This is a genomic window from Actinacidiphila yanglinensis, assembly GCF_900107965.1.
GTDB classification, from domain to species: Bacteria; Actinomycetota; Actinomycetes; order Streptomycetales; family Streptomycetaceae; genus Actinacidiphila; species Actinacidiphila yanglinensis.
This window is the reverse complement of the sequence record NZ_FNVU01000026.1, coordinates 25948-47472: the sequence shown is the minus strand read 5'-3', so window position 1 is coordinate 47472 and position 21525 is coordinate 25948. Positions and strand designations below refer to the sequence as shown.

Annotated in this window: 17 protein-coding genes; 6 read left to right on the top strand and 11 right to left on the bottom strand. The window is 72.6% G+C overall.

Annotated features, from left to right (window positions below; all coding sequences use genetic code 11):
- Window positions 1-35 precede the first annotated feature (35 nt).
- Both C4U44_RS36415 and C4U44_RS36410 read left to right on the top strand, forming a co-directional pair.
- Entirely contained in the window at window positions 36-935 is a 900-nt protein-coding gene (locus C4U44_RS36415) for a class I SAM-dependent methyltransferase (protein ID WP_103890385.1), read from the top strand.
- Between the two features lie 46 nt (window positions 936-981).
- The gene (locus tag C4U44_RS36410; RefSeq protein WP_103890384.1) at window positions 982-1485 is read left to right on the top strand and encodes a DUF402 domain-containing protein; all 504 of its coding nucleotides are present in this window, start codon (window positions 982-984) and stop codon (window positions 1483-1485) included.
- A 57-nt stretch (window positions 1486-1542) separates the two neighbouring features.
- On the opposite strand, the gene C4U44_RS36405 is transcribed toward C4U44_RS36410, so the two are convergent.
- From C4U44_RS36405 to nsdA, 6 genes are all read right to left on the bottom strand, one after another.
- Window positions 1543-2085, bottom strand: a complete 543-nt coding sequence (locus C4U44_RS36405) for a GNAT family N-acetyltransferase (protein ID WP_103890383.1) — start codon at window positions 2083-2085, stop codon at window positions 1543-1545.
- Window positions 2086-2205: 120 nt separating this feature from the next.
- Window positions 2206-3765 (bottom strand): signal recognition particle protein, encoded by a 1560-nt coding sequence (gene ffh / locus C4U44_RS36400; protein WP_103890382.1) that lies wholly within the window; start codon window positions 3763-3765, stop codon window positions 2206-2208.
- Between the two features lie 106 nt (window positions 3766-3871).
- A complete protein-coding gene (locus tag C4U44_RS36395) occupies window positions 3872-6304 on the bottom strand; it encodes a [protein-PII] uridylyltransferase (protein ID WP_103890381.1) in 2433 nt (810 codons plus the stop codon).
- Window positions 6305-6353: 49 nt separating this feature from the next.
- Window positions 6354-6692, bottom strand: coding sequence for a P-II family nitrogen regulator (locus tag C4U44_RS36390; protein WP_093787538.1), 339 nt, complete (start codon window positions 6690-6692; stop codon window positions 6354-6356).
- The gene (locus tag C4U44_RS36385) at window positions 6689-8011 is read right to left on the bottom strand and encodes an ammonium transporter (RefSeq protein WP_103890380.1); all 1323 of its coding nucleotides are present in this window, start codon (window positions 8009-8011) and stop codon (window positions 6689-6691) included. Before C4U44_RS36385 ends, C4U44_RS36390 begins: the two co-directional genes overlap by 4 nt.
- A gap of 373 nt (window positions 8012-8384) precedes the next feature.
- On the bottom strand, window positions 8385-9833 hold the full coding sequence (nsdA, locus tag C4U44_RS36380; RefSeq protein WP_103890379.1) for a transcriptional repressor NsdA: 1449 nt from the start codon (window positions 9831-9833) through the stop codon (window positions 8385-8387).
- A gap of 205 nt (window positions 9834-10038) precedes the next feature.
- Here nsdA and C4U44_RS36375 point away from each other — a divergent pair, with 205 nt between their 5' ends.
- Window positions 10039-10761, top strand: coding sequence for a bifunctional DNA primase/polymerase (locus tag C4U44_RS36375; protein WP_103890378.1), 723 nt, complete (start codon window positions 10039-10041; stop codon window positions 10759-10761).
- A 143-nt stretch (window positions 10762-10904) separates the two neighbouring features.
- Here the strand turns inward: C4U44_RS36375 and ftsY are convergent, their stop codons facing one another.
- The 5 genes from ftsY to C4U44_RS36350 all read right to left on the bottom strand — a co-directional run bounded on the left by ftsY (window position 10905) and on the right by C4U44_RS36350 (window position 18981).
- Window positions 10905-12113 (bottom strand): signal recognition particle-docking protein FtsY, encoded by a 1209-nt coding sequence (gene ftsY, locus C4U44_RS36370; RefSeq protein ID WP_103890377.1) that lies wholly within the window; start codon window positions 12111-12113, stop codon window positions 10905-10907.
- Window positions 12114-12191: 78 nt separating this feature from the next.
- Complete coding sequence (locus C4U44_RS36365) at window positions 12192-13622, bottom strand: sugar porter family MFS transporter (protein ID WP_103890376.1); 1431 nt, start codon at window positions 13620-13622, stop codon at window positions 12192-12194.
- A 227-nt stretch (window positions 13623-13849) separates the two neighbouring features.
- Complete coding sequence (locus C4U44_RS36360) at window positions 13850-17779, bottom strand: AAA family ATPase (protein WP_103890375.1); 3930 nt, start codon at window positions 17777-17779, stop codon at window positions 13850-13852.
- A gap of 406 nt (window positions 17780-18185) precedes the next feature.
- Window positions 18186-18389, bottom strand: a complete 204-nt coding sequence (locus tag C4U44_RS36355) for a hypothetical protein (protein ID WP_103890374.1) — start codon at window positions 18387-18389, stop codon at window positions 18186-18188.
- A 310-nt stretch (window positions 18390-18699) separates the two neighbouring features.
- Entirely contained in the window at window positions 18700-18981 is a 282-nt protein-coding gene (locus tag C4U44_RS36350; RefSeq protein ID WP_103890373.1) for an acylphosphatase, read from the bottom strand.
- A gap of 144 nt (window positions 18982-19125) precedes the next feature.
- Between C4U44_RS36350 and C4U44_RS36345 the strand changes: the two genes are divergently transcribed.
- The 3 genes from C4U44_RS36345 to C4U44_RS36335 all read left to right on the top strand — a co-directional run bounded on the left by C4U44_RS36345 (window position 19126) and on the right by C4U44_RS36335 (window position 21479).
- Complete coding sequence (locus C4U44_RS36345; RefSeq protein ID WP_103890372.1) at window positions 19126-19992, top strand: CAP domain-containing protein; 867 nt, start codon at window positions 19126-19128, stop codon at window positions 19990-19992.
- Between the two features lie 172 nt (window positions 19993-20164).
- Window positions 20165-20368: a hypothetical protein gene (locus C4U44_RS36340; protein WP_103890371.1), complete on the top strand. Its 204-nt coding sequence runs from the start codon at window positions 20165-20167 to the stop codon at window positions 20366-20368.
- Window positions 20369-20546: 178 nt separating this feature from the next.
- Window positions 20547-21479: an NAD-dependent epimerase/dehydratase family protein gene (locus C4U44_RS36335; RefSeq protein ID WP_103890370.1), complete on the top strand. Its 933-nt coding sequence runs from the start codon at window positions 20547-20549 to the stop codon at window positions 21477-21479.
- The last annotated feature ends 46 nt before the right edge of the window (window positions 21480-21525 follow it).

Here is a 21525-nt window from a genome sequence, read left to right as displayed (position 1 = left end):
CACGGCGGTTCCGGTCGGCTGAGGGGAGCTTCTCCATGACAGCTACGCTCCATCGCGACTCCAGGCCCGGCACACAGGGCCGGGCGCGGGACTGGGCAGAAATCCAGGAACGGATGCTCGTTCCGCTCTACGACACGGTGTACGACCGGCTGGAGGTCGGGGCCGGCACCCGGCTGCTCGGCCTGGCCTGCGGCACCGGCCTGGCCCTGATGCTCGCCTCCGCCAGGGGCGCGACCGTCACCGGCCACGACCGCGACACCGGACGGCTGGCGGTGGCCGGCGATCGTCTCGCGGCACGGGAACGCGACCGCCCACCGGGCACCCGTACCCGGCTGCTCGCGGGCGACCCGGCCGCGCCGGAACCGGTCGCGGCGACCCTGCGATCCGGGCGGCCGCGCGGCACGACGACGCTCATCCCCGGCTCCCGCGGTCCCGACCGCGGACCGGACGGGGGCCACGGCTACGACGTGATCACCGCGTTCGAGCCCACCGTGCCCGCGGACGAACTCGGCGCGCAGCTGGCCGCGGTGGCCCGTCCCGCGCCGCACGGCAGCACCGTGGTCCTGGCAGGCTGGGGGCCGCCCGAGCGCTGCGCCACCTCCCACGTGCTCAAGGTCGCCGCCAGGCTGGCGGAGCCGCGCGGCGCGAGCACCCCCGCCCTGCGGCTCAGCGGGAGGGACGACCTGGAGGACCTGGCGCGCAAGGCCGGACTGCGGCCCGACGGCTCGGGTCGCGTCTCGTGCCCCTTCGGGTACGCCGATCTGCCCAGCGCGGTCCGCGGGCTGGTGTCCACCGGGCTGTTCGACGCGGCCGTCGCCGCCACCGACCGGCAGCAGGTCGACAAGGAGATCGCCGAGGCCCTGCACCCCTACCGCCGGCCGGACGGGTCCGTGCGGATGGAGAACGTCTTCCGCTACCTGATCGCCCGCACCTGAGGAAAACGGCTGGCCGCGCCCGGCCGGTCCGGGCGACAGTGGCCCCATGCCGACGCGACCCGCTCCCCTGACCCCCGAGACCCCCGCCGTCGTCCGCCTGGTCAAGGCCGGACGCGAGAAGGTCCGCTACGACGCCACCGTGCGCTACGACGACGGCGTCCGCGTGACCGTCACCGCGCCCTGGTCGCTGCCCACCGTCCGCGACTTCGGCTTCGTCCGCTTCGAGCCGGGCGACCTCTTCACCGAGCACTACTGGCGCGACCGCTGGTACGCGATCAAGGAGGTGCACGACCCGGCCGGCGCGCTGAAGGGCTGGTACTGCGACATCACCCGTCCGGTCGCCGTCGAGGACGCCACCCTGCTGTCCGAGGACCTGGACCTCGACCTGTGGGTGTCCGCCGACGGCGGCGACGTACTGCGCCTGGACGAGGACGAGTTCGAGGCCAGCGGGCTGGCGGCGCGGGACCCGGACGCGGCCGGGGCGGCGGTGCGCGCGCTGGACGAACTGGAGCGGGTGGCCCGGGGCGACGGGCTCGCGTCGCTGCTGTGAAGGCGGGTGGGGCGAGCGGGGCGCGCCCTCACCCGCCCCGACAGCGTCCCGGGACGCTCAACCGGCCTGCGCCGGCCACTCGTCGGCGGTCAGCGCGAAGCGCTCGTGGTCGCGCCAGGCGTCGTTGATGAACAGCATCCGGGGTGAGAAGCCCTCGTGGCGGAAGCCCAGCCGCCGGGCCATCGCGATCGAACGGACGTTGTCCGGCTGCACGTTGATCTCCAGGCGGTGCAGGCCGAGCCCGTGCGGCTGCACCGCGAAGCACTGCGCCACCACCAGTCGCAGGCCGCGGCTCATCCGCCCGGTGCCCGCGTAGGGCAGGTAGCTGTCGTAGCCGAGGGCGGCATTGCGGAACCTGCCGAGCACGATGTTGGCGACGTTGCAGGTGCCGACGAGCCCGCCGTCCCCGCCGGCGTTGCGCGCCTCGTCGTCGTCGACGATCAGATACGTCCGAAGGCCGTCGCCCTGCCGCCGCAGCAGTCCGGGCAGGGCGTCCGGCTCCACCGGGTTCCACGGCCGCAGATGCGCACCCGAGCGCAGGATCGCGGCGCGATGGTTCTCGGCGTCACCGGCCCGGGGCTCGCGGATCGAAATACGCATGATCACATCATCGCAGGAAGCGCCCCGCTGCCGCGCGCCGTGGAGCGCGCCGCCACCTGCGGGCGACCGGCCCGGAAGCCGGCCGCGCGCGCGTCCCCCTGCTCGGCCCCGGCCCGGGCCTCAGCCCATGAACTTCTTGAACTCGTCCGGCAGCTCGAAGTCCTTGCCGCCGCCGGGCAGTCCGAGGGGCCCGCCGTCGCCGGAGTCCACCTGCTCCTGTTGCTGGTCGCGCCGGGCGGCGGCCGCGGCCGCGTCGGCCTTGCGCTTCATCGGGTTGCCCGACTGCCGCTTGCCCTTGGCCTGCTTCTGCTGCTTCTTCTGCCGGCCCGGACCGCCGCCCATGCCCGGCATCCCGGGCATCCCCGGCATGCCGCCGCCCTGCGCCATCCGCGACATCATCTTGCGGGCCTCGAAGAACCGCTCCACCAGGCTCTTGACCGCGCTGACCTCGACGCCGGAACCCTTGGCGATCCGGGCCCGTCGCGAGCCGTTGATGATGTGCGGGTCGGCCCGCTCCGCGCGCGTCATCGACTTGATGATCGCGGCGGTGCGGTCGACGTCCTTCTCGTCCAGGTTGTTGATCTGTTCCTTGATCTGGCCCATGCCCGGCAGCATGCCGAGCAGCTTGGAGATGGAGCCCATCTTGCGGACCTGCTCCATCTGGGCCAGGAAGTCGTCGAGGGTGAACTCCTTCGGGCCCTTCGCCAGCTTGGCGGCCATCTCCTCGGCCTGGGCCTGGCTGAAGGTCTGCTCGGCCTTCTCGATCAGCGACAGGACGTCGCCCATCCCGAGGATCCGCGACGCCATGCGGTCCGGGTGGAAGGTGTCGAAGTCGTCCAGCTTCTCGCCGTTGGACGCGAACATGATCTGCTTGCCGGTCACGTGCGCGATCGACAGGGCGGCGCCACCGCGGGCGTCGCCGTCGAGCTTGGACAGCACCACGCCGTCGAAGCCGACCCCGTCGCGGAACGCCTCCGCGGTGTTCACCGCGTCCTGGCCGATCATCGCGTCGACCACGAACAGGATCTCGTCGGGGCGGGAGACGTCGCGGATGTCCGCGGCCTGCCGCATCATCTCCTGGTCGACACCGAGCCGCCCGGCGGTGTCGATCACGACGATGTCGTACTGCTGGCTCTTGGCGAACTCGATGGAGTCCTGGGCGACCTTGACCGGGTCGCCCACGCCGTTGCCCGGCTCGGGCGCGTAGACCGCCACCCCGGCCCGCTCGGCGACGACGGAGAGCTGGTTCACCGCGTTCGGCCGCTGGAGGTCGCAGGCGACCAGCAGCGGGGTGTGGCCCTGCTTCTGCAGCCACTGGCCGAGCTTGCCCGCCAGCGTGGTCTTGCCCGCGCCCTGAAGGCCGGCCAGCATGATCACGGTCGGCGGCTGCTTGGCGAAGCGGAGGCGCCGCGTCTCGCCGCCCAGGATGGTGACCAGCTCGTCGTTGACGATCTTGATCACCTGCTGCGCGGGGTTCAGCGCCTGGGAGACCTCGGCGCCGAGCGCACGCTGCTTGACGTTGGCGATGAAGGCCCGGACCGCGGGGAGCGCCACGTCCGCTTCCAGCAGCGCGATACGGATGTCGCGTGCGGTGGCGTCGATGTCCGCCTCGCTCAGGCGGCCCTTGCCCCGGAGGCTCTTGAAGGTATTCGCGAGGCGATCAGACAGAGTGTCGAACACGGTGGTCGCAGGTCCTCAGGGGTCGGGGGCGGTGACAGTCGCCTTCCAGGGTATCCGGACAGCGGCCCGGGCCGGGATGCCCGGGCACCGACGGCTGGAATCGCGCTCACCGCAGGGCCGCCTCCACCTGCTTGGCCACCTCGGCGGCGCGGGCCGCGGGCAGCGGGTTGCCGTCCTTGCCGACGAGGTAGAAGGCGTCGACCGCGTTGGCGCCCAGGGTGGAGATGTGCGCCGAGCGCACGGTGACGGCGGTCGCGGTCAGCGCGAGGCCGATCCGGTGCAGCAGCCCCGGGGCGTCGTGCGCCCGCACCTCCAGGACCGTGGCGGTCTGCGAGGTGTGCCCGGGGGCGATGCTGGCCCGGGGCGGCGGCGGCACGATGCCCCGGCGCCGCGGGTAGGCGGACTCGCGCTCGGCCAGCCGCGCCTCGATGTCCAGGGAGCCGTCGAAGGCGCGGGCCAGGTCGGCGCGCAGCCGGGCCGCCTCCGGCAGCGCGCCATACTCCGCGGACACCCGCCAGCTCAGCAGCGCCACCTGGCCCTCCCCCACCGGGTCGACCGACCGCAGGTCGGCGGCCCGGACGGTGAGCCGGTGCAGCGCGAGCACGCCGGCCGCCTGGGCGAGCAGCCCGGGCCGGTCGGGCACCGCCACGAGCAGCTCGACGCCCAGCGCCTCGTGCTGCGCCTCGCCCTCGGGTTCCGGCTCGGCGTGGGCGTGCAGGGCCAGCACGGGGCCGCCGATGCGGGCGGCCTCGATCGCCAGCCGCTCCTCCTCGGCGGTGGGCGCGCTGTCGCCGGTCTCGGGCAGGGAACCGGTGTCCAGCGCCCCGGCGACGCGCTCGACCAGGTCGGCCAGGAGGGAGGCGCGCCAGGTGCTCCACGCGGCCGGGCCGGTGGCCAGCGCGTCGGCCTCGGTGAGGGCGGCGAGCAGTTCGAGCGTGGAGGTGTCCCGGACGGCCTCGGCGACCATGCGTACGGTCTCGGGGTCGTCCAGGTCGCGCCGGGTGGCCGTGTCGATCAGCAGCAGATGGTGCCGCACCAGCAGGGCGACGGTGTCGACGTCGGCAGGGCCGAAACCGATCCGGGTGGCGACGTCGCGGGCGATCACCTCACCGGCCGCGCTGTGGTCGCCGGGCCAGCCCTTGCCCATGTCGTGCAGGAGGGCCGCGGTCAGCAGCAGGTCGGGGCGGCCGACCCGGCGGGTCAGGCCGGACGCCTGGACGGCGGCCTCCACCAGGTGCCGGTCGACGGTGAACCGGTGCACCGCGTTGCGCTGCGGGCGGCAGCGGACCCGCTCCCAGTCGGGGATGAGCCGGGTGACCAGCCCCTCGGCCTCCAGGGCCTCCCAGACCGGCACGGTGGACTCGCCCGCGCCGAGCAGGGTGAGCAGCTGCTCGCGGGCCTCCGCGGGCCACGGCACGGGCAGCGGACGGGCCGCCGCGGCGAGCCGCCGGACGGCGTGCAGGGACAGCGGCAGGTCGGCCTGCGCGGCCGCGGCAGCGGCGCGCAGCGGCAGGACGGGGTCCCGGTCGGGCTTGGCGGCCAGCGCGAGCACCGCCTCGCCCTCCTGCTCCACGACGCCCTCGGCGAGCGGGACCCGCTCCCCGGCGGGCTGGGACGCAGGTGTCCGGCCGCGCCCGAGCAGGCCGCGGCGGCGGGGGCGGGACTCGCGGGCGCGCAGCACCCGGCCGACCTCGCGCCAGGTGACGTCGGAGGCGTAGGAGATGCGGCGGGCCGCCTCGTAGACCTGGCGGAGCAGGGCGTCGGCGTCGAGCAGGCCGAGCGCGTCGGCGATCTGGTCCTGCTCCTGGAGGGCGAGCCGGTCGGTGGCGCGCCCGGTCACCAGGTGGAGGGCGTCGCGGGTGTCCAGCAGGCGGGAGCGGGCCTCCTCGAGCCCTTCACGGGGGGCGTCGGCGAGCCAGGACGCGGCGACGGCGCGCAGCGCGGTGGCGTCGCGCAGGCCGCCGCGGGCCTCCTTGAGGTCGGGTTCGAGCAGGTACGACAGTTCGCCCTGGCGCTCGGCGCGCTCGGCGCACAGCTCGCGCAGGGCGGGCAGCCGCTTGGGTGCCTGGTTGCGCCAGTCCGCCAGGACCGCGCTGCGCAGGCCGGAGGTGAGGGCGGCGTCGCCTGCCAGGTGCCGCGCGTCCAGCAGGCCGAGCTGGACCTTGAGGTCGTCGGCGGCGGTCGCGCGGGCCTCCGCGGGGGTGCGCACCGAGTGGTCCAGGGCCAGGCCGAGGTCCCACACGGGGTACCAGACGCGGTCGGCGAGGGCGGCGACGGACTTCGGGGAGTCGTGCAGGAGCAGCAGGTCGAGATCGCTGCGCGGGGACAGCTCGCCGCGGCCGTAGCCGCCGACGGCGATCAGCGCCCAGTCGGTGGTGCCGGCCGCGGCGGCGGCCTCGGTGGCCAGCGAGGCCAGCCATCGGTCGGTGAGGGTGGACAGGGCCGCACGGCGCGGCGGCCCGGACTGCTCCTCCTCGGTGAGGAGGCGCAGCCGGGCCGCCGCGTAACCGTGGCCTTGCGCTTCGACGCTGTCGGTCACTCGTGCTCCGCTGTGTTGTCGTCAGGCCGCGGCTCGGGGTGGCCGGGGCTCAGAGCGCGTCGGGGCCGCGCTCGCCGGTGCGGACCCGGACGGCCGTGTCGACCGGCAGGCTCCACACCTTGCCGTCTCCGATCTTGCCCGTCCGGGCCGCCTTGACGACAACCTCGATGAGCTGGTCGGCGTCGGCGTCCTCGACCAGGATCTCTATCCGGATCTTCGGCACCAGGTCGACGGTGTACTCCGCGCCCCGGTAGACCTCGGTGTGGCCGCGCTGGCGGCCGTAGCCGCTGGCCTCGGTGACGGTCAGGCCCTGCACGCCGAACGCCTGGAGGGCTTCCTTGATCTCGTCGAGCCGGTGCGGCTTGACGACGGCGGTGATGAGCTTCACGCGTCCACCTTCTTGGTCGCGACGGACGAGATCCCCTCACCGCGGACAGCGCTGCCGACCCCGGTGAAGTCGTATGCGGTCTCCGCGTGCTCGGCCTGGTCGATGCCGCTGATCTCGATCTCCTCGGGCACCCGGAAGCCCATCGCCATGTCGATGAGCTTGGCGAGGATCGCCGCGCACACCAGGGAGTAGCCGAGGACGGAGAAGACCCCGATCGCCTGGATGCCGAACTGGTGCCATCCGCCGCCGTAGAAGACGCCCTTGACGTCCGCGCCCACGTGGCCGGTGGACAGCAGGCCGATCAGCAGGGAGCCGACGATGCCGCCGATCATGTGGACGCCGACCACGTCGAGCGAGTCGTCGTAGTTGAAGCGGTACTTCAGGCCGACCGCCGCCGCGCAGATGACACCGGCGATGACGCCGACCGCGATGGCGCCGAGCGGGCTGACGGAGGAGCAGGACGGCGTGATCGCGACCAGGCCGGCGACCGCGCCGGACGCGGCGCCCAGGGTGGTGAAGGAGCCGTGCCGCCACCGCTCGTAGAGCAGCCAGCCGATCATGGCCGCGGCGGTGGCGATCTGGGTGTTGATGAAGACCAGCGACGCCAGGCCGTCCGCGGTGATCTCCGAGCCGGCGTTGAATCCGAACCAGCCGAACCACAGCAGGCCGGCGCCGAGCATCACCCAGGGCATGCTGTGCGGGCGCATCGGGTCGCGCTTGAAACCGACCCGCTTGCCGATGACGAGGATCACGCCGAGGGCGGCCGCGCCCGCGTTGATGTGGACCGCGGTACCGCCGGCGAAGTCGATGACGCCCTTCTTGGCCAGCCAGCCGCCGCCCCAGACCCAGTGGGCCACCGGGAAGTAGACCACGGTCGCCCACAGCGCGATGAAGACCGACCACGCCGTGAACTTGACCCGGTCGGCGAGCGCGCCGCTGATCAGGGCCGGCGTGATGATCGCGAACATGAGCTGGAAGGCGGCGAACGCGAAGACCGGAGTGCCGGTCGCGCCCCACAGGTCGTTGTTCGCGATGTGCCGCAGACCCAGCCAGCTGGTACCGCCGAGGAAACCGCCGTTGTCGCCGTCGAAGGCGAAGCTGAATCCGTAGCCGGTCCACAGCAGCGTTATGATCCCGAGGCTGATGAAACTCATCATCAGCATGTTCAGGGCGCTCTTCACGCGGACCATGCCGCCGTAGAAGAATGCCAGACCCGGTGTCATCAGCATCACGAGCGCGGAGCTCAGCAGCAGAAACGCGGTGTTACCAGGGTCGAGCGGGGGCGTTTTCTCGGCCAGCATGATGATGGCTGGTGCCATCGGCGTCTCCTCGTCATCCGAACGGCCCGTGCGGGCGGTGCAGGGGTGGGCCGGTATTGGCCTTGAGGTTGGTCGATACGAGTTTCACCCGATGCCGCACGATGTTTCGCGACCGTGACGAAGAAGTCGCGCGTGTTACGCCGAGATGAACCGACCGCAGGTTCGGTGAGAGATGTATACGGGTGGGAAAGAAGACGATCAGCCTGGCGTCGTGGAAGTTCGTACGCGCATGGGCCGCACCCGATTTACGGTGCCGGGCCGCGCGGGGCGGCACCGTGTCCGTCGGCTGTACCGGGTCCGCGTCTGTCGGGTGTACCGGGTCCGCCGGGGCCGCTGAGGATACCGAAACCGCTGAAGGAAGAGCGGCTGCGCCTTATGCCGACTCGGCGACTTCCGGGAGTTCCTCGGAAAGCCGCTCGGCGAGCTGGACGACCGCGGGGACGTCGCCGAAGTCGTGCAGAGCGACGTGGGTGGTCTTGCGGATGCGCGTGTTGACCCGCTCGGAGCGCACCCGCTTGGCGACTCCTATGGCCTGGTCCGTGAAGTGCGCGGCCTGCTCGGGCTCGCGCATCAGGAGCTGCACGGTGCCCATGCCGACCAGGTTGAGCGCGTAGGCGCGCTGGTGGACCGGGTCGTCGCGGAAGCCGTCGACGGCGTGCCGCATCTCGGGCTGGGCGAGCGACGCGTAGGTCGGGCTGCGGCCGGCGACGTAGGCGAGATCGCGGTAGGAGTGCGCGTTCTCCGCGTGCAGTTCGGCCTCGGTGAAGAAGCTGATCCAGGCCGGCTCCTCGCCGGGGCGGGCGTCGGCGAAGGTGTCCTCGGCCATCCGGACCGCGCGGTGGCACTTGTTGACCTGGCCCATGTTGGCGTAGGCGCGGGCCTCCAGCGCGTAGAGCATCGCCTGGGTGGTGGCGCCGGCCTCGTCGCGGCTGCCGTACTGGGCGAGATGGATGAGCTCCAGGGCGTCGTCCGGGCGCTCCAGGTGAATCATCTGGCGGCTCATGGAGGACAGCACGAACGCGCCGAGCGGGCGGTCGCCGGCCTCCTTCGCGGCGTGCAGCGCGAGGACCAGGTACTTCTGGGCGGTGGGCTGGAGCCCCACGTCGTAGCTCATCCAGCCGGCGAGCGCGGCGAGGTCGGCGGTGATCCGGTAGAGCCGGCGGGCGACGGTCTCCGGGTGCGCCTCCTGGAGCAGGTCGGTGACCTCGTGCAGCTGGCCGACGACGGCCTTGCGGCGCAGCCCGCCGCCGCACTGGCTGTCCCACTCGCGGAACATCGCGGCGGTGGACTCCAGCAGTTGCAGCTCCTGCTCGGACAGCCGGGACGGGCGGCCGGTGTCGCGGCCCGCGGCCGCCGGTTGCGGGGTGGACGCGGTGGGCACCAGCCAGCGCTGCATGGGCTCCAGCAGGGCCGGGCCGGCGGACAGCGCGAGGGAGGCGCCGAGGAAGCCGCGGCGGCCGAGCATGAGGTCGCTGCGGGAGAACTCGTTGATCAGCTGGACGGTCTGCGGGCCGGCCCACGGGAGGTCGATGTCGCCGCCGGCGGGGGACTGCTGGGCCGAGCGCAGCCCGAGGTCCTCGACGGGGACGACACACCCGAAGCGCTCGGAGAACAGCTCGGACAGGATGCGCGGAATGGGCTCGCGGGGCTGCTCGCCGTCCAGCCAGCGCCGCACCCTTGACGTGTCCGTGCTGACGTGGTGGGCGCCCAACTGCCGTGCCCTGCGGTTGACCTGGCGCGCGAGCTCGCCCTTGGACCAGCCGCTGCGCAAGAACCACGAGGTCAACTGCGCGTTGGGCTGCTTGTCCGCTGTACCGGTCACGGCCGCACCCCCATCCCGCCTCTGCTTCAAACGTAAAGTAGTGCCACGGTCACCCGTCCGGCGACCGCAATTGCGGAAACGCCACCATTCGCCACCCCTTCGGATGAACTCCACCGCGCCCATTGGCGATTCACTTGACACATGCCGCTGGGACAGGCGCGTGCGGGTGCGTAACCAACGGCGGGCGCGATCCGTTGGAGGGGTCATGGTGTTCACGATCGGCAGCATGCGCGAGATGCGGCAACACCGGACCGTGGTGCAGCGCGCCGCCAAGGTGGCAGCGCTCCCCGGCGTGTGGAGTTCCGCGCGCCGCAGGACGCACACCGCGGTGTGCGGAAAGGTCGCCGAGTACACGGGGCTGTGCGGATGGGCGGTCGTGCCCGGGGCCAGGGCCGCGCGCGGCGGCGCGGCGTGCTCCTGCGGGGAGCCGCGCTGCAAGGAGCCGGGCGCGCACCCGCTGGACCCCGCGGCGGAGGTACCGGCGGGCGCCGGGCCGGAGTTGGCCGCGCAGGTGTGGGACCGGATGCCGGGCGCGTCCGTCCTGCTGCCGGCCGGGCGGTCCTTCGACGTGATCGACGTGGCGGAGGCGCCGGGACGCAGGGCGCTGGTCCGGCTGGAGCGGATGGGGTTGCACCTGGGGCCGGTGCTGCTGACGCCGGCGGGGCGGGCGCAGTTCTTCGTCGCACCCGGTGCCGCGGCCGAACTGCCGCACCTGCTCTACCGGATGGGCTGGGACGACGCCCGGCTGGACCTGCGCTGCCTCGGCCCGGGCGACCACGTCACCGCTCCCCCGTCGGACTTCGGCGGGCTGGGCCCGGTCCGGTGGCTGCGCGAGCCGAGGCTGGACTCGATGCCGCAACTCCCGGAGGCACGCCTCCTGCTGGGCACCCTGGCGTACGTGGCCCACCGGGCGCGGGCGTGCGCGTAGGACGCCCGCGCGGCTGACGGCGTCGCCCGCCTCGCGCCGCACCCCCGCACCCCCGGGCACAGGTAAGGGGCGCCCATGTGGAGTGGGCGCCCCTTACCTGTGCCCGCGACCGCAGCGCGGGCCGCACGGCGTACGCGATGCGGTTACTCCCCGATCAGCGCGTCCACGAACGCCTCGGGCTCGAAGGGGGCCAGATCGTCCGCCCCCTCGCCGAGGCCGATGAGCTTGACGGGAACGCCGAGTTCACGCTGGACGGCCACCACGATGCCGCCCTTGGCGGTGCCGTCGAGCTTGGTGAGCACGATGCCGGTGATGTCCACGACCTCCGCGAACACGCGGGCCTGCACCAGGCCGTTCTGGCCGGTGGTGGCGTCGAGCACGAGCAGCACCTCGTCGACCGGGCCGTGCTTCTCGACCACGCGCTTGACCTTGCCCAGCTCGTCCATCAGGCCGGTCTTGGTGTGCAGGCGTCCGGCGGTGTCGATGAGCACGGTGTCCGCGCCCTCGGCGATGCCCTCCTTGACCGCGTCGAAGGCGACCGACGCGGGGTCGCCGCCCTCGGGGCCGCGCACGGTGCGTGCACCGACCCGCTCGCCCCAGGTCTGGAGCTGGTCCGCGGCGGCGGCACGGAAGGTGTCGGCGGCACCCAGCACCACGCTGCGGCCGTCGGCCACCAGGACGCGGGCGAGCTTGCCGGTGGTCGTGGTCTTGCCGGTGCCGTTGACACCGACGACCAGCACGACGGCCGGGGACTCCTCGTGGCTCTCGGTGTGCAGCTCCCGGTCGAGGCTCGGGTCGACCAGGGCGACGAGCTCCTCGCGCAGCAGGGCGCGCAGCTCCTCGGGGGTGCGGGTGCCCAGCACGCGCACCCTGGTGCGCAGCCGCTCGACGAGTTCCTGGGTCGGGGTCACGCCGACGTCGGCGGTGATGAGGGTGTCCTCGACCTCCTCCCAGGTGTCGTCGTCCAGGCGCTCCCTGGACAGCAGGGTGAGCAGGCCCTTGCCGAGGGAGTTCTGCGAACGGGACAGGCGGGAGCGCAGCCGCACCAGCCGCCCGGCGGTCGGCTCGGGCTGCTCGATGACGACCTGTTCGGGGACCCCCACCTCCTCGGGGGCCTCGGGCGCGGCGGTCGCGCCGGGGAGTTCGACCTCCTCGACGGTCCTGCGGGGCTCCTCCCGCGGGGTGACGGCCTCGTCCCCGACGTGCGGTTCGGCTGGAGGCTTGGTGATCGTCGGGGCGCTCGGCGGCGTGGGCGGCAGCTGCTTCTTCTTACGGCGGCTGCCGACCACGAGCCCGCCGGCCGCGAGGACCACGACCAGGGCAATGACGACGACAAGGATGACGGTTTCCATAACCCCCCCAGTATCAGGCCTGTGCGGCCGGCTCCTCGCCCGGCCCTCGAAGGCCGGGCGGGCTGGCGATAAGTGATCTCATCCCATTTCTTCGAGGGACTTGCCCTTGGTCTCCTTCACGAAGAGCAGCACGAACGGGATCGAGGCCAGCGCGAAGAACGTGTAGATGACGTACGTACCCGAGAGGTTCCAGTCCGCGAGGCTCGGGAAACTCGCGGTGATGGCCCAGTTGGCGATCCACTGCGCGGAGGCGGCGACGCCCAGGGCGGCGGCACGGATCTTGTTGGGGAACATCTCGCCGAGGAAGACCCACACCACGACGCCCCACGACAGGGCGAAGAAGAGGACGAAGCAGTGGGCAGCGACGAGGGCGACGGTGCCCTGGGCGTTCGGCAGGGTGTCACCGTGCTTGGAGGAGAACGCCCAGGCTTCGAGCGCGAGGGTGACGGCCATGCCGGCGGAGCCGATCAGCGCGAGCGGGCGGCGGCCGACCCGGTCCACGAAGATCATCGCGATCACCGTGCCGATGATGTTCACGATCGACGTGGTGAAGGAGTAGAGGAACGAGCTGGTCGGGTCGATGCCGACGGACTGCCAGAGCGTGGAGGAGTAGTAGAACGCCACGTTGATGCCGACGAGTTGCTGGAAGGCGGACAGGCCGATACCGATCCAGACGATCGGCAGGAAGTTCGGCAGCCGGCCGGGCCGGGAGGTGAGCAGGTCGCGGAAGCTCGCCTTGTGCTCGCGGTGCATCGCGGTGCGGATCTCGGTGACGCGCTTGTCGAGGTCGATGTCCTTGCCCTCGACGTCGGCGAGGACCACGCGGGCCTCCTTGTCCCGGCCGACGGTGAGCAGGAAGCGCGGGGACTCGGGGATGGCGAAGGAGAGCAGCCCGTAGATCACCGCGGGGACGACCATGACGCCGAGCATGACCTGCCAGGCCTCCACGCCGAACAGGTGCCCGCGCTGGTCGCCGTTGGCGGCCTGGAGGATGCCGTAGTTGACCAGCTGGGAGATCGCGATGCCGAGCACGATGGCGCCCTGCTGGAAGGACGCGAGCCGGCCGCGGTAGGCGGGCGGCGAGACCTCGGCGATGTAGGCCGGGCCGATCACCGAGGCCATGCCGATGGCAAAGCCGCCGATGATCCGCCAGAACGCCAGGTCCCACAGCGCGAAGGGCAGCGCGGAGCCCACCGCGCTGATGGTGAAGAGCACCGAGGCGATCTGCATGCAGCGGATGCGGCCGATCCGGTCGGCGATCCGGCCCGCGGTGGCGGCACCGATCGCACAGCCGATCAGCGCGATCGCGATCACCTGGGCGAGCGCGGCCGATCCGATGTCATATCTGTCACGGATCGCCTCCACGGCGCCGTTGATCACCGAGCTGTCGTAGCCGAAAAGGAAGCCGCCCATCGCGGCGGCTGCGGTGATGAAGACGACATGGCCGAGGTGCTGGCTGGACGGCGGGACCTGTCCCGATGTCCCGGTCGCTCGCGCGGTGCTGGTCAAGGTGTGCTCCTCGGGCTCGGCAGTGAGCCCTCACATGAGGGTCCGGATCTTCCAGTGTTGGCCGACGGTGTATCGGCCACCACTCGAACGTATGGGCAAACGTTCAGAGAATATGCATACAAGTTTCGAACACAAAAATCCTCGAACGCCCGCAACGGCTCGCCAGTGGCACATGTCACCCGGGGAAACGATCGATCTCACGGCTCATGTGTTCACCTTGTGAACGATCAAACGGCGGGCGCGGTCGCTCGCTTACCGTCCCGGAGCCGCTGGCTGATCACCTTGGACACACCGTCGCCCTGCATCGATACGCCGTACAGGGCATCGGCGACCTCCATCGTCCGCTTCTGATGCGTGATCACGATGAGCTGCGAACTCTCCTGGAGCTCCTCCATGATCCGGATCAGCCGTTGCAGGTTGGTGTCGTCCAGCGCCGCCTCGACCTCGTCCATCACGTAGAACGGGCTCGGCCGGGCCTTGAAGATCGACACCAGCATCGCCACCGCGGTCAGCGAGCGCTCACCACCCGACAGCAGCGACAACCGTTTGACCTTCTTCCCGGGCGGGCGCGCCTCAACCTCCACACCTGTGGTGAGCATGTTGTCCGGGTCGGTGAGCAGCAACCGGCCCTCGCCGCCGGGGAAGAGCCGCGAGAAGACACCCTCGAACTCCCGCGCCGTGTCGTGGAAGGCCGCGGTGAAGACCTGCTCCACCCGCTCGTCGACGTCCTTGATCACCTGGAGCAGGTCCGCGCGGGTCTTCCGCAGGTCCTCCAACTGCTCGGTGAGGAACTTGTGCCGCTCCTCCAGCGCCGCGAACTCCTCCAGCGCCAGCGGGTTGACCTTGCCGAGCTGGGCGTACGCCTTCTCCGCCGCCTTGAGCCGCTTCTCCTGCTCGGAACGGACGTAGGGCACGGGCTGGTTGCGCGGGTGCTCCGGGTCCTCGGGCAGCACCTCTCCCTCGGCAGGCGGCGACGGCGGCACCAGCAGTTCGGGGCCGTACTCGCCGATCAGGCCGGCCGGCTCCATCCCGTGCTCCTCCAGCGCCTTCGCCTCCAACTGCTCGATGCGCAGCCGCTTCTCGGCGCCCAGCACCTCGCCCTTGTGCACGTCGCCGGTGAGCCGGTCGAGTTCGGACTTCAGCTCCCGGCCGCGCCGCCGCTCGGCGCCGAGTCCGGCCTCCCGCTCGGCCCGGGCCTGCTCGGCCGCCACCCGCTCGGCCTCGGCCCGGCCCAGCGAGACCTGCACGCACTCCAGCAGCCCGCGCGCACCGGCCAGTACGGCCGCCGCCACCGACGCCTCGTACGCCAGCCGGGCCCGGCGCCGCTCGGCCCGCGCCCGGGTCTCGCGCTCGGCCCGGGCCGCCCGGTCCAGCCCGTCGGCCCGCCCGGCGAGGCTCTTGACCCGCTCCTCGTGGGTACGGACCTGCAGGCGCGCCTCCATCTCCGTCTGCCGCGCGTTGGCACCGTCGGCGGCCAGCCGGTCCCGCGCGAAGGTGTCCGGCTCCTCCTCGCCCGGCTCCTCCTGAGCCTCGCTCAGCCGGTACGACAGCTCCTCCAGCTCCTCGCGCGCCGCGGCCAGCGACTCCTCGGCACGTACGACGGCCGCCGCCGCGCGGTCCGCCTCGCCCGCCGCCGCCCGCGCCTGGCCTCCGTACCTGCCGAGTTGCTGCGCGACCGACGACTTCGCCTTCTCCGCCGCCCTGCGGCGCTGCCCCAGCTCGTCCACCTCGCGCGACGCCGCCGCGCGACGCTCCTTGGCCGCCTGCTGGCGCTCCGCCAGCTCCTCGCACTCCGCCGCGAGCCGCTCCAGCTCCGCGCCGGCCTCGTCGACCTGCGCCTGCACCTCCAGGACGCTGGGCGCCTTCGCCGAACCGCCCTGCGCCAGGTGCGCGGCCAGCACGTCGCCCTCCGCGGTCACCGCGGTCAGCTCCGGGCGGGAGGCGACCACCGCCTCGGCGTCCTCCAGCGTCGGCACCACGACAATCCCGTGCAGCAGCCGGCGCACCGCGGGCAGCAGGTCGGCGTCCGCCGCGACCAACTCCACGGCGTGGCGCGCCCGGCCGGGCAGGGCCGCGGCCTCGGGTGCGGCGACCGCCTGCGCCTGGCGGGTTTCCTGCGGGGCCGCTCCCGGTGCGGCACCGGTTTCGGGGCCCGCGGATCCGGCAGTCCCGGCGGGCCGGGCGGGGCCGGGCACCCGGCCGAGGTCGCGGCCGTCGGCGGGCGGGGCGCCGGGGTCGGCGGGCGGCGGGGCGGCCGGACCCGCCGGTCCCGGCACCCGGCCGTGCTGCGGGTCGCGGTCGGCGCCGGCATAGGTACGGTCCCCCGCCGACTGACCGGGAAGCACCGCCGCGTCGCCACCCGAGCGGGACGGTCCGGGTCCGGGCCCATCCGCGGTCCCGGCCGGACCCGTTGCCGATACCGACGCCGGAGCCGCCGCGAGGATCAGTGCCGCCCGCCCGCCGTCCTCCTTGCGCAGCAGCCGCAGCGCCTCGGCGGCCGCGGCCGGGCCGGTGACGGCGACCGCGTCGGCGGCGACGCCCAAGGCCGCGGCGACGGGGACCTCGTAGCCGGGGGCGACCCGCAGCAGGGTGGCCGCCGAGCCGAGGACACCGGCCAGGCCGTCCGGGGTGCCGGCTCGCGCGAGCAGCGCGCCGGTGCCGTCCTTGCGGCGCAGCGACGGGGCGAGCGCGTCGCGGCGGGCGGCGACGGCGGCGCGGCGGCGCTCCGCGGTGGTGGCGGCGTCCCGCGCGGCGCTGAACTCCTCCTCCGCCGCGGCCTGCGCGGACCGGGCGGCCTCGAAGCGGGCCTCCAGCTCGGTGTCGTCGGCGTCCAGACCCTCGACCTGCGCGCGCAGTTCCTCGTACTCGGCCTGCGCGGACTCGGCGCGGTCGCGGGCCTCGTCGCGGGCCGAAGCGAGCCGGCCGATCTCCGCCTCGGCAGAACCAGCCTTGGAGCGGGCCGCGTTGACCTGCGCGTTCAGCCGGGCCAGGCCCTCCCGGCGGTCGGCGATGGCCCGGGCCGCCGCTCGGAGCCGGGTCTCCTCCTCGGCGAGCCGCCGCTCCAGCTCCGCACGGTGGCCGACGGTGTCCTCCAGGGCGCGTTCGGCCGCGTCGAGTGCCTCGGTGAGTTCGGCCTCCTGCTCGCGGATGCGGGCGGCCTCCCGCTCCATGTCCTCCGGGTCCCGGCCGCGGCGCTCCTCGGCCGGCTGGCCGACCGCGTGCCGGTGGCGCTGCTCGGCCAGCCCGATGGTGCCGCGGACCCGCTCGGTGAGCTGGGACAGGGCGTACCACGTGGCCTGGGCGTCGTTGACCCGCGGGGTCAGCGCCCGTACCTGCTCCTCCAGCCGGGCCTCGCGCTGGACGGCGGCGGTGAGTTCGGTCTCGACGGCGTCCTTGCGCTCCTTGAGCGCGGCCTCGTCGGCGACCTCCGCGCGCAGTGCCTCGCGCAGCGCCACCAGGTCGTCCGCGAGCAGCCGCAGCCGGGCGTCGCGCAGGTCGGCCTGGATGACGGCGGCCCGGCGGGCGACCTGTGCCTGGCGGCCGAGGGGCTTGAGCTGGCGGCGCAACTCGCCGGTGAGGTCGGTCACGCGGGCCAGGTTGGCCTGCATCGCGTCGAGCTTCCGGAGCGCCTTCTCCTTGCGCTTGCGGTGCTTGAGGACGCCGGCCGCCTCCTCGATGAAGGCCCGGCGCCCCATCGGATCCGCGTGCAGGACGGAGTCGAGCTGGCCCTGGCCGACGATGACGTGCATCTCGCGGCCGATACCGGAGTCGGACAGCAGTTCCTGGATGTCGAGCAGCCGGCAGGCGTCACCGTTGAGCTGGTACTCGCTGCCGCCGTTGCGGAACATGATCCGGGTGATGGTCACCTCGGCGTACTCGATGGGGAGCACGCCGTCGGTGTTGTCGATGGTCAGCGACACCTCGGCGCGGCCCAGCGGCGGGCGGCCGGTGGTGCCGGCGAAGATGACGTCCTCCATCTTGCCGCCGCGCAGCGACTTGGCACCCTGCTCGCCCATCACCCAGGACAGCGCGTCCACCACGTTGGACTTGCCGGAGCCGTTGGGCCCGACGACGCAGGTGATTCCGGGTTCGAAGCGCAGCGTCGTCGCGGAGGCGAACGACTTGAAGCCGCGCAGCGTGAGGCTCTTGAGATGCACGCCGGTCGACTCTACCCGCCGGGTGCGGTTTCACCGAGGAATGTGCAGGGCACATCAGACGTAGAGCTGGGGCAGCGGGTGATCGTAGAGCAGATGAAGGGCTCGTGAAGGGCCTTGGGGAGGCGAAGGGCGGGGCAGCGGAACAGCAGGTGGTTCGGACACGACGAAGGGACGCCGCGAAGGCGTCCCTTGAAGTGCCGCAGTCATATGCCGCGATGATACGCGGGGTGATGTCGTGCGGTCAGACGTCGTGCCGTCACCGTCCTGCGGTGAGAACAGTCGAGTGACAGCGTGCTGGTGGCTGCTGAGGGCCGTTGATGTCTGCTGACAGCAGCCGACTGACAGGCGGGTCCCGAGGACGCCGTCCGGCAAGAGAGGTGTGGGAAAAGACCCGTCACCCGCCGGATCAGGCGAGCGCGGGCTCCGCGCGAGTGACGTCGATGCTGCTGAGCAGCGACTCTTCACGCGATGCGACAGACAGCGCGTCGTTCTCCGCCTGCATGCGGATCAGCTCGGACTCGAGGTCCTGGACGCGCTGCTGAAGCCTTCGCATCTCGGCGAGGAGTCGCGGGTCGGGACCGCCGACGTAACCGAGAAGCGCCTTTGCCATGATGGATGGTCCTCCACGCTGAGTGACCGACCGGGGCGGGTGGGTCGTGGGTGAGGGGTGCACTCCCGCACAAGCTCAATGTCGTGGCGGCTTCCATATCATTCATTGGTGCCACGATGCGCGGGGCTTCCAGCGTCTCACCAAAACGGGGGACGGTCAACACGATCACAGCCCAGCCGCCGGGTCCGCCTCGGAAAACACGGCGCCGACTGTGCGCCGCGGGCTGCCCGCGTGGTGTGTCGGGGCTTGGCGATCATCCCCGCTTGGGGGCAGCCTGGCACGTCGGTCGCCGGAAGGCAACGGGTTCTGGTCATCGGATCTCGAATCCTTCGTATCCGCCCCGGGTGACCCCCCAGATTTCCGTCACCCCGTCGACCCGCCCGGGCGTGTCGCCGTGCCGCAACCACTCCAGCAGCCGCTCGCACTGGTCGAAGGCGCCCTCCGCGACCACCTGGACCCGGCCGTCGCCGAGATTGCCCGCGTACCCGGCCAGGCCGCCGATCTCCAGCGCGGTCGCCCGGGTCCACCAGCGGAATCCGACGCCCTGCACCCGGCCGCGCACCCACGCGGTGAGCCGGACATTCTCGTTCATGAGGGCACGTTATCCCGCCGCGATCCGCCCGGTCGCGGCCAGTTGACCTCCGGATCTCGTCCGCCGCACACATCATTCGCTACAGTCCCCCGCAACAGCTTCACCCGTTCGGAGTAGTTCAGGCGAGCAGTGAGGAGTGCGGCGATGGGGCGTCACAGCCGACATGCCCAGCCCGCGGCCCCGCAGCCCGGGCCGCGCGGCCACCGTGGCCGCCGCAGGCACCACCCGGTCCGTACGGGGCTGCTGGCCTCGTCGGCGGCGCTGGCGGTGGGAGCGGTCGCCGCGTCCTCCGGCCTGCTGTCCGAGGTGAGCAGCGAGTTGGGCCACCTCGACGGTGACGGGGGCGCGACCCAGGCGGCCGGACCCGGGCCGTCCGGCGGCACGCCGTCGTCCCTCACCGACACCAACAGCCCGAGCTCCGACGGCACCAGCACCGCCGCGCCCGGCTCGTCCGCCACGACCACGCCCGGCGGCACACCCTCGACGACCCGGGCGGCCTCGCCGTCGCACCCGGCCACCACGAAGGCGGCGGCGCCCACTCCCACCCGCACCACGGCGGCGCCCACCACCCCGGTGAAGACGATCACGCAGCACACCTCCGCGCCGACCACGAGCGCGGCGGTCACCGACGCGGTCAGCTCGGCGCGGGCGCAGATCCTCACCCTGGTCAACCAGCAGCGCGCCACCGCCGGCTGCCAGCCGCTCACCGCCAGCTCCTCGCTGGACACCCTCGCGCAGAACTTCAGCGACGAGATGGCCGCGCGCGGCTTCTTCGACCACACCGACCCCGACGGCAAGGACCCCTGGGACCGGGCGAAGGCACTCGGCATCACCAACCTGGGCGGCGAGAACATCGCCATGGGTCAGGCCGACGCGCAGGCCGTGATGACCGCGTGGATGAACAGCCCCGGCCACCGCGCGAACATCCTCAACTGCGAGTACAAGACCCTCGGCGTCGGCATCCACTTCGGCACCGGCGGCCCCTGGTGGACCCAGGACTTCGGTTACTGAGATTTCCGCAGGTCAGAGGGCCAGCCACTCCCCTCGGGCAAGTGCGTGTACGTGCGGAGCGAAGCCGAAATCGCGCGTGCCCGAGTCGCGGCAAGCCCACGAGCCCCGATCTCTCGCTCCATGGCAGCTCCCGCCCGAAGCCGCCCCACTGACCTCGCGATAGCTTCGCGCCATGGTTGACGGGTCAGACAGGAACGGTCGCCTGAGCGACGAGGAGTTCGAGCAGTTCAAGGCCTTGCTGAGGCGGTTCTGCCAGCACGACCTGGATCAGTGGGAGGCGTGGAAGCTCAGGATGGACACGGGCCACGTTGCCTACGTGAGGATGCAGTGGGGCCCCATGCCAGACGCGGACGACGCCATTTTCCGTGACATCTGATCGGCGGCCCCCGCGTCACTTCTTCGGCTGCTGACCTCCCCCGGCCCACCCGCGGCTCAGGGGTCACCCGCCCGGGCTGACCCCGTCCGCGCCGATCCCGCAGGACCGTGTCACGGATCGGGGGGCTGTCTCGTCCCAGGGGGTGGAGAGAGCCTCCGGAAGCGGGAAGGTGAGGGACATGCGGGTTTTCGTGGCAGGGGGGACCGGGGTTCTGGGGCAGCGGCTGGTGCCGCAACTCGTGGCTCGCGGGCATGAGGTGACGGCGACGACGACCGGGGCGGGCAAGCTCGGCGTGCTCGCGGGGCTCGGCGCGCAGGGCGTCGTGATGGACGGGCTGGACGCGGTGTCCGTGGGCGAGGCGGTGGCGGCCGCCCGGCCGGACGTCATCGTGCACCAGATGACCGGGATCAGCCGGGCGCATGCCGGCAAGCCCGACCTGAAGCACTTCGACCGGTGGTCCGTCCCGACCATCCGGCTGCGCACCGAGGGGACGGACCACCTGCTGGCCGCGGCCGAGGCGACCGGCGTCCCCCACTTCGTCGCGCAGGGCTACGCCAACTGGAACGGGATCGGCACGGACGGGTGGGTGAAGACCGAGGAGGACCCACTCGACCTGCACGAGGGGACGGCCGCCCACCCGGCGATGGAAGCCCTCCGCCATGTCGAGGAGGTGGTCGCGGCGGCGGGCGGCGCGGTGCTGCGCTACGGCGCGTTCTACGGGCCGGGTGCCACCGACGACCAGGTCGAGCTGGTCCGCAAGCGGCAGTTCCCGCTGATCGGCGCGGGCACGGGCTACGCCTCGTGGGTGCACCTCGACGACGCGGCGAGCGCCACCGTGCTGGCCGTCGAGCAGAAGGCGAGGGGCGTGTTCAACATCGTCGACGACGAGCCGGCCCCGGCCTCCGCGTGGCTGCCGCTCCTGGCCTCGTGCGCCGGGGCGAAGCCGCCGATGCGGGTTCCCGTGTGGCTGGCCCGGCTGCTGGCCGGGGAGGTGGTGGTGACGATGATGACCGAGGGGCGGGCCTTCTCCAACGCCAAGGCGAAGCGGGAACTCGGCTGGGAGCCGCGGTACCCGTCGTGGCGCCAGGGCTTCGCGGAAGGGCTGAACTGAGCCGGGGCGCCGCCGCGGGCCGGCCCGGTCCCAGGTGACCGCGAAG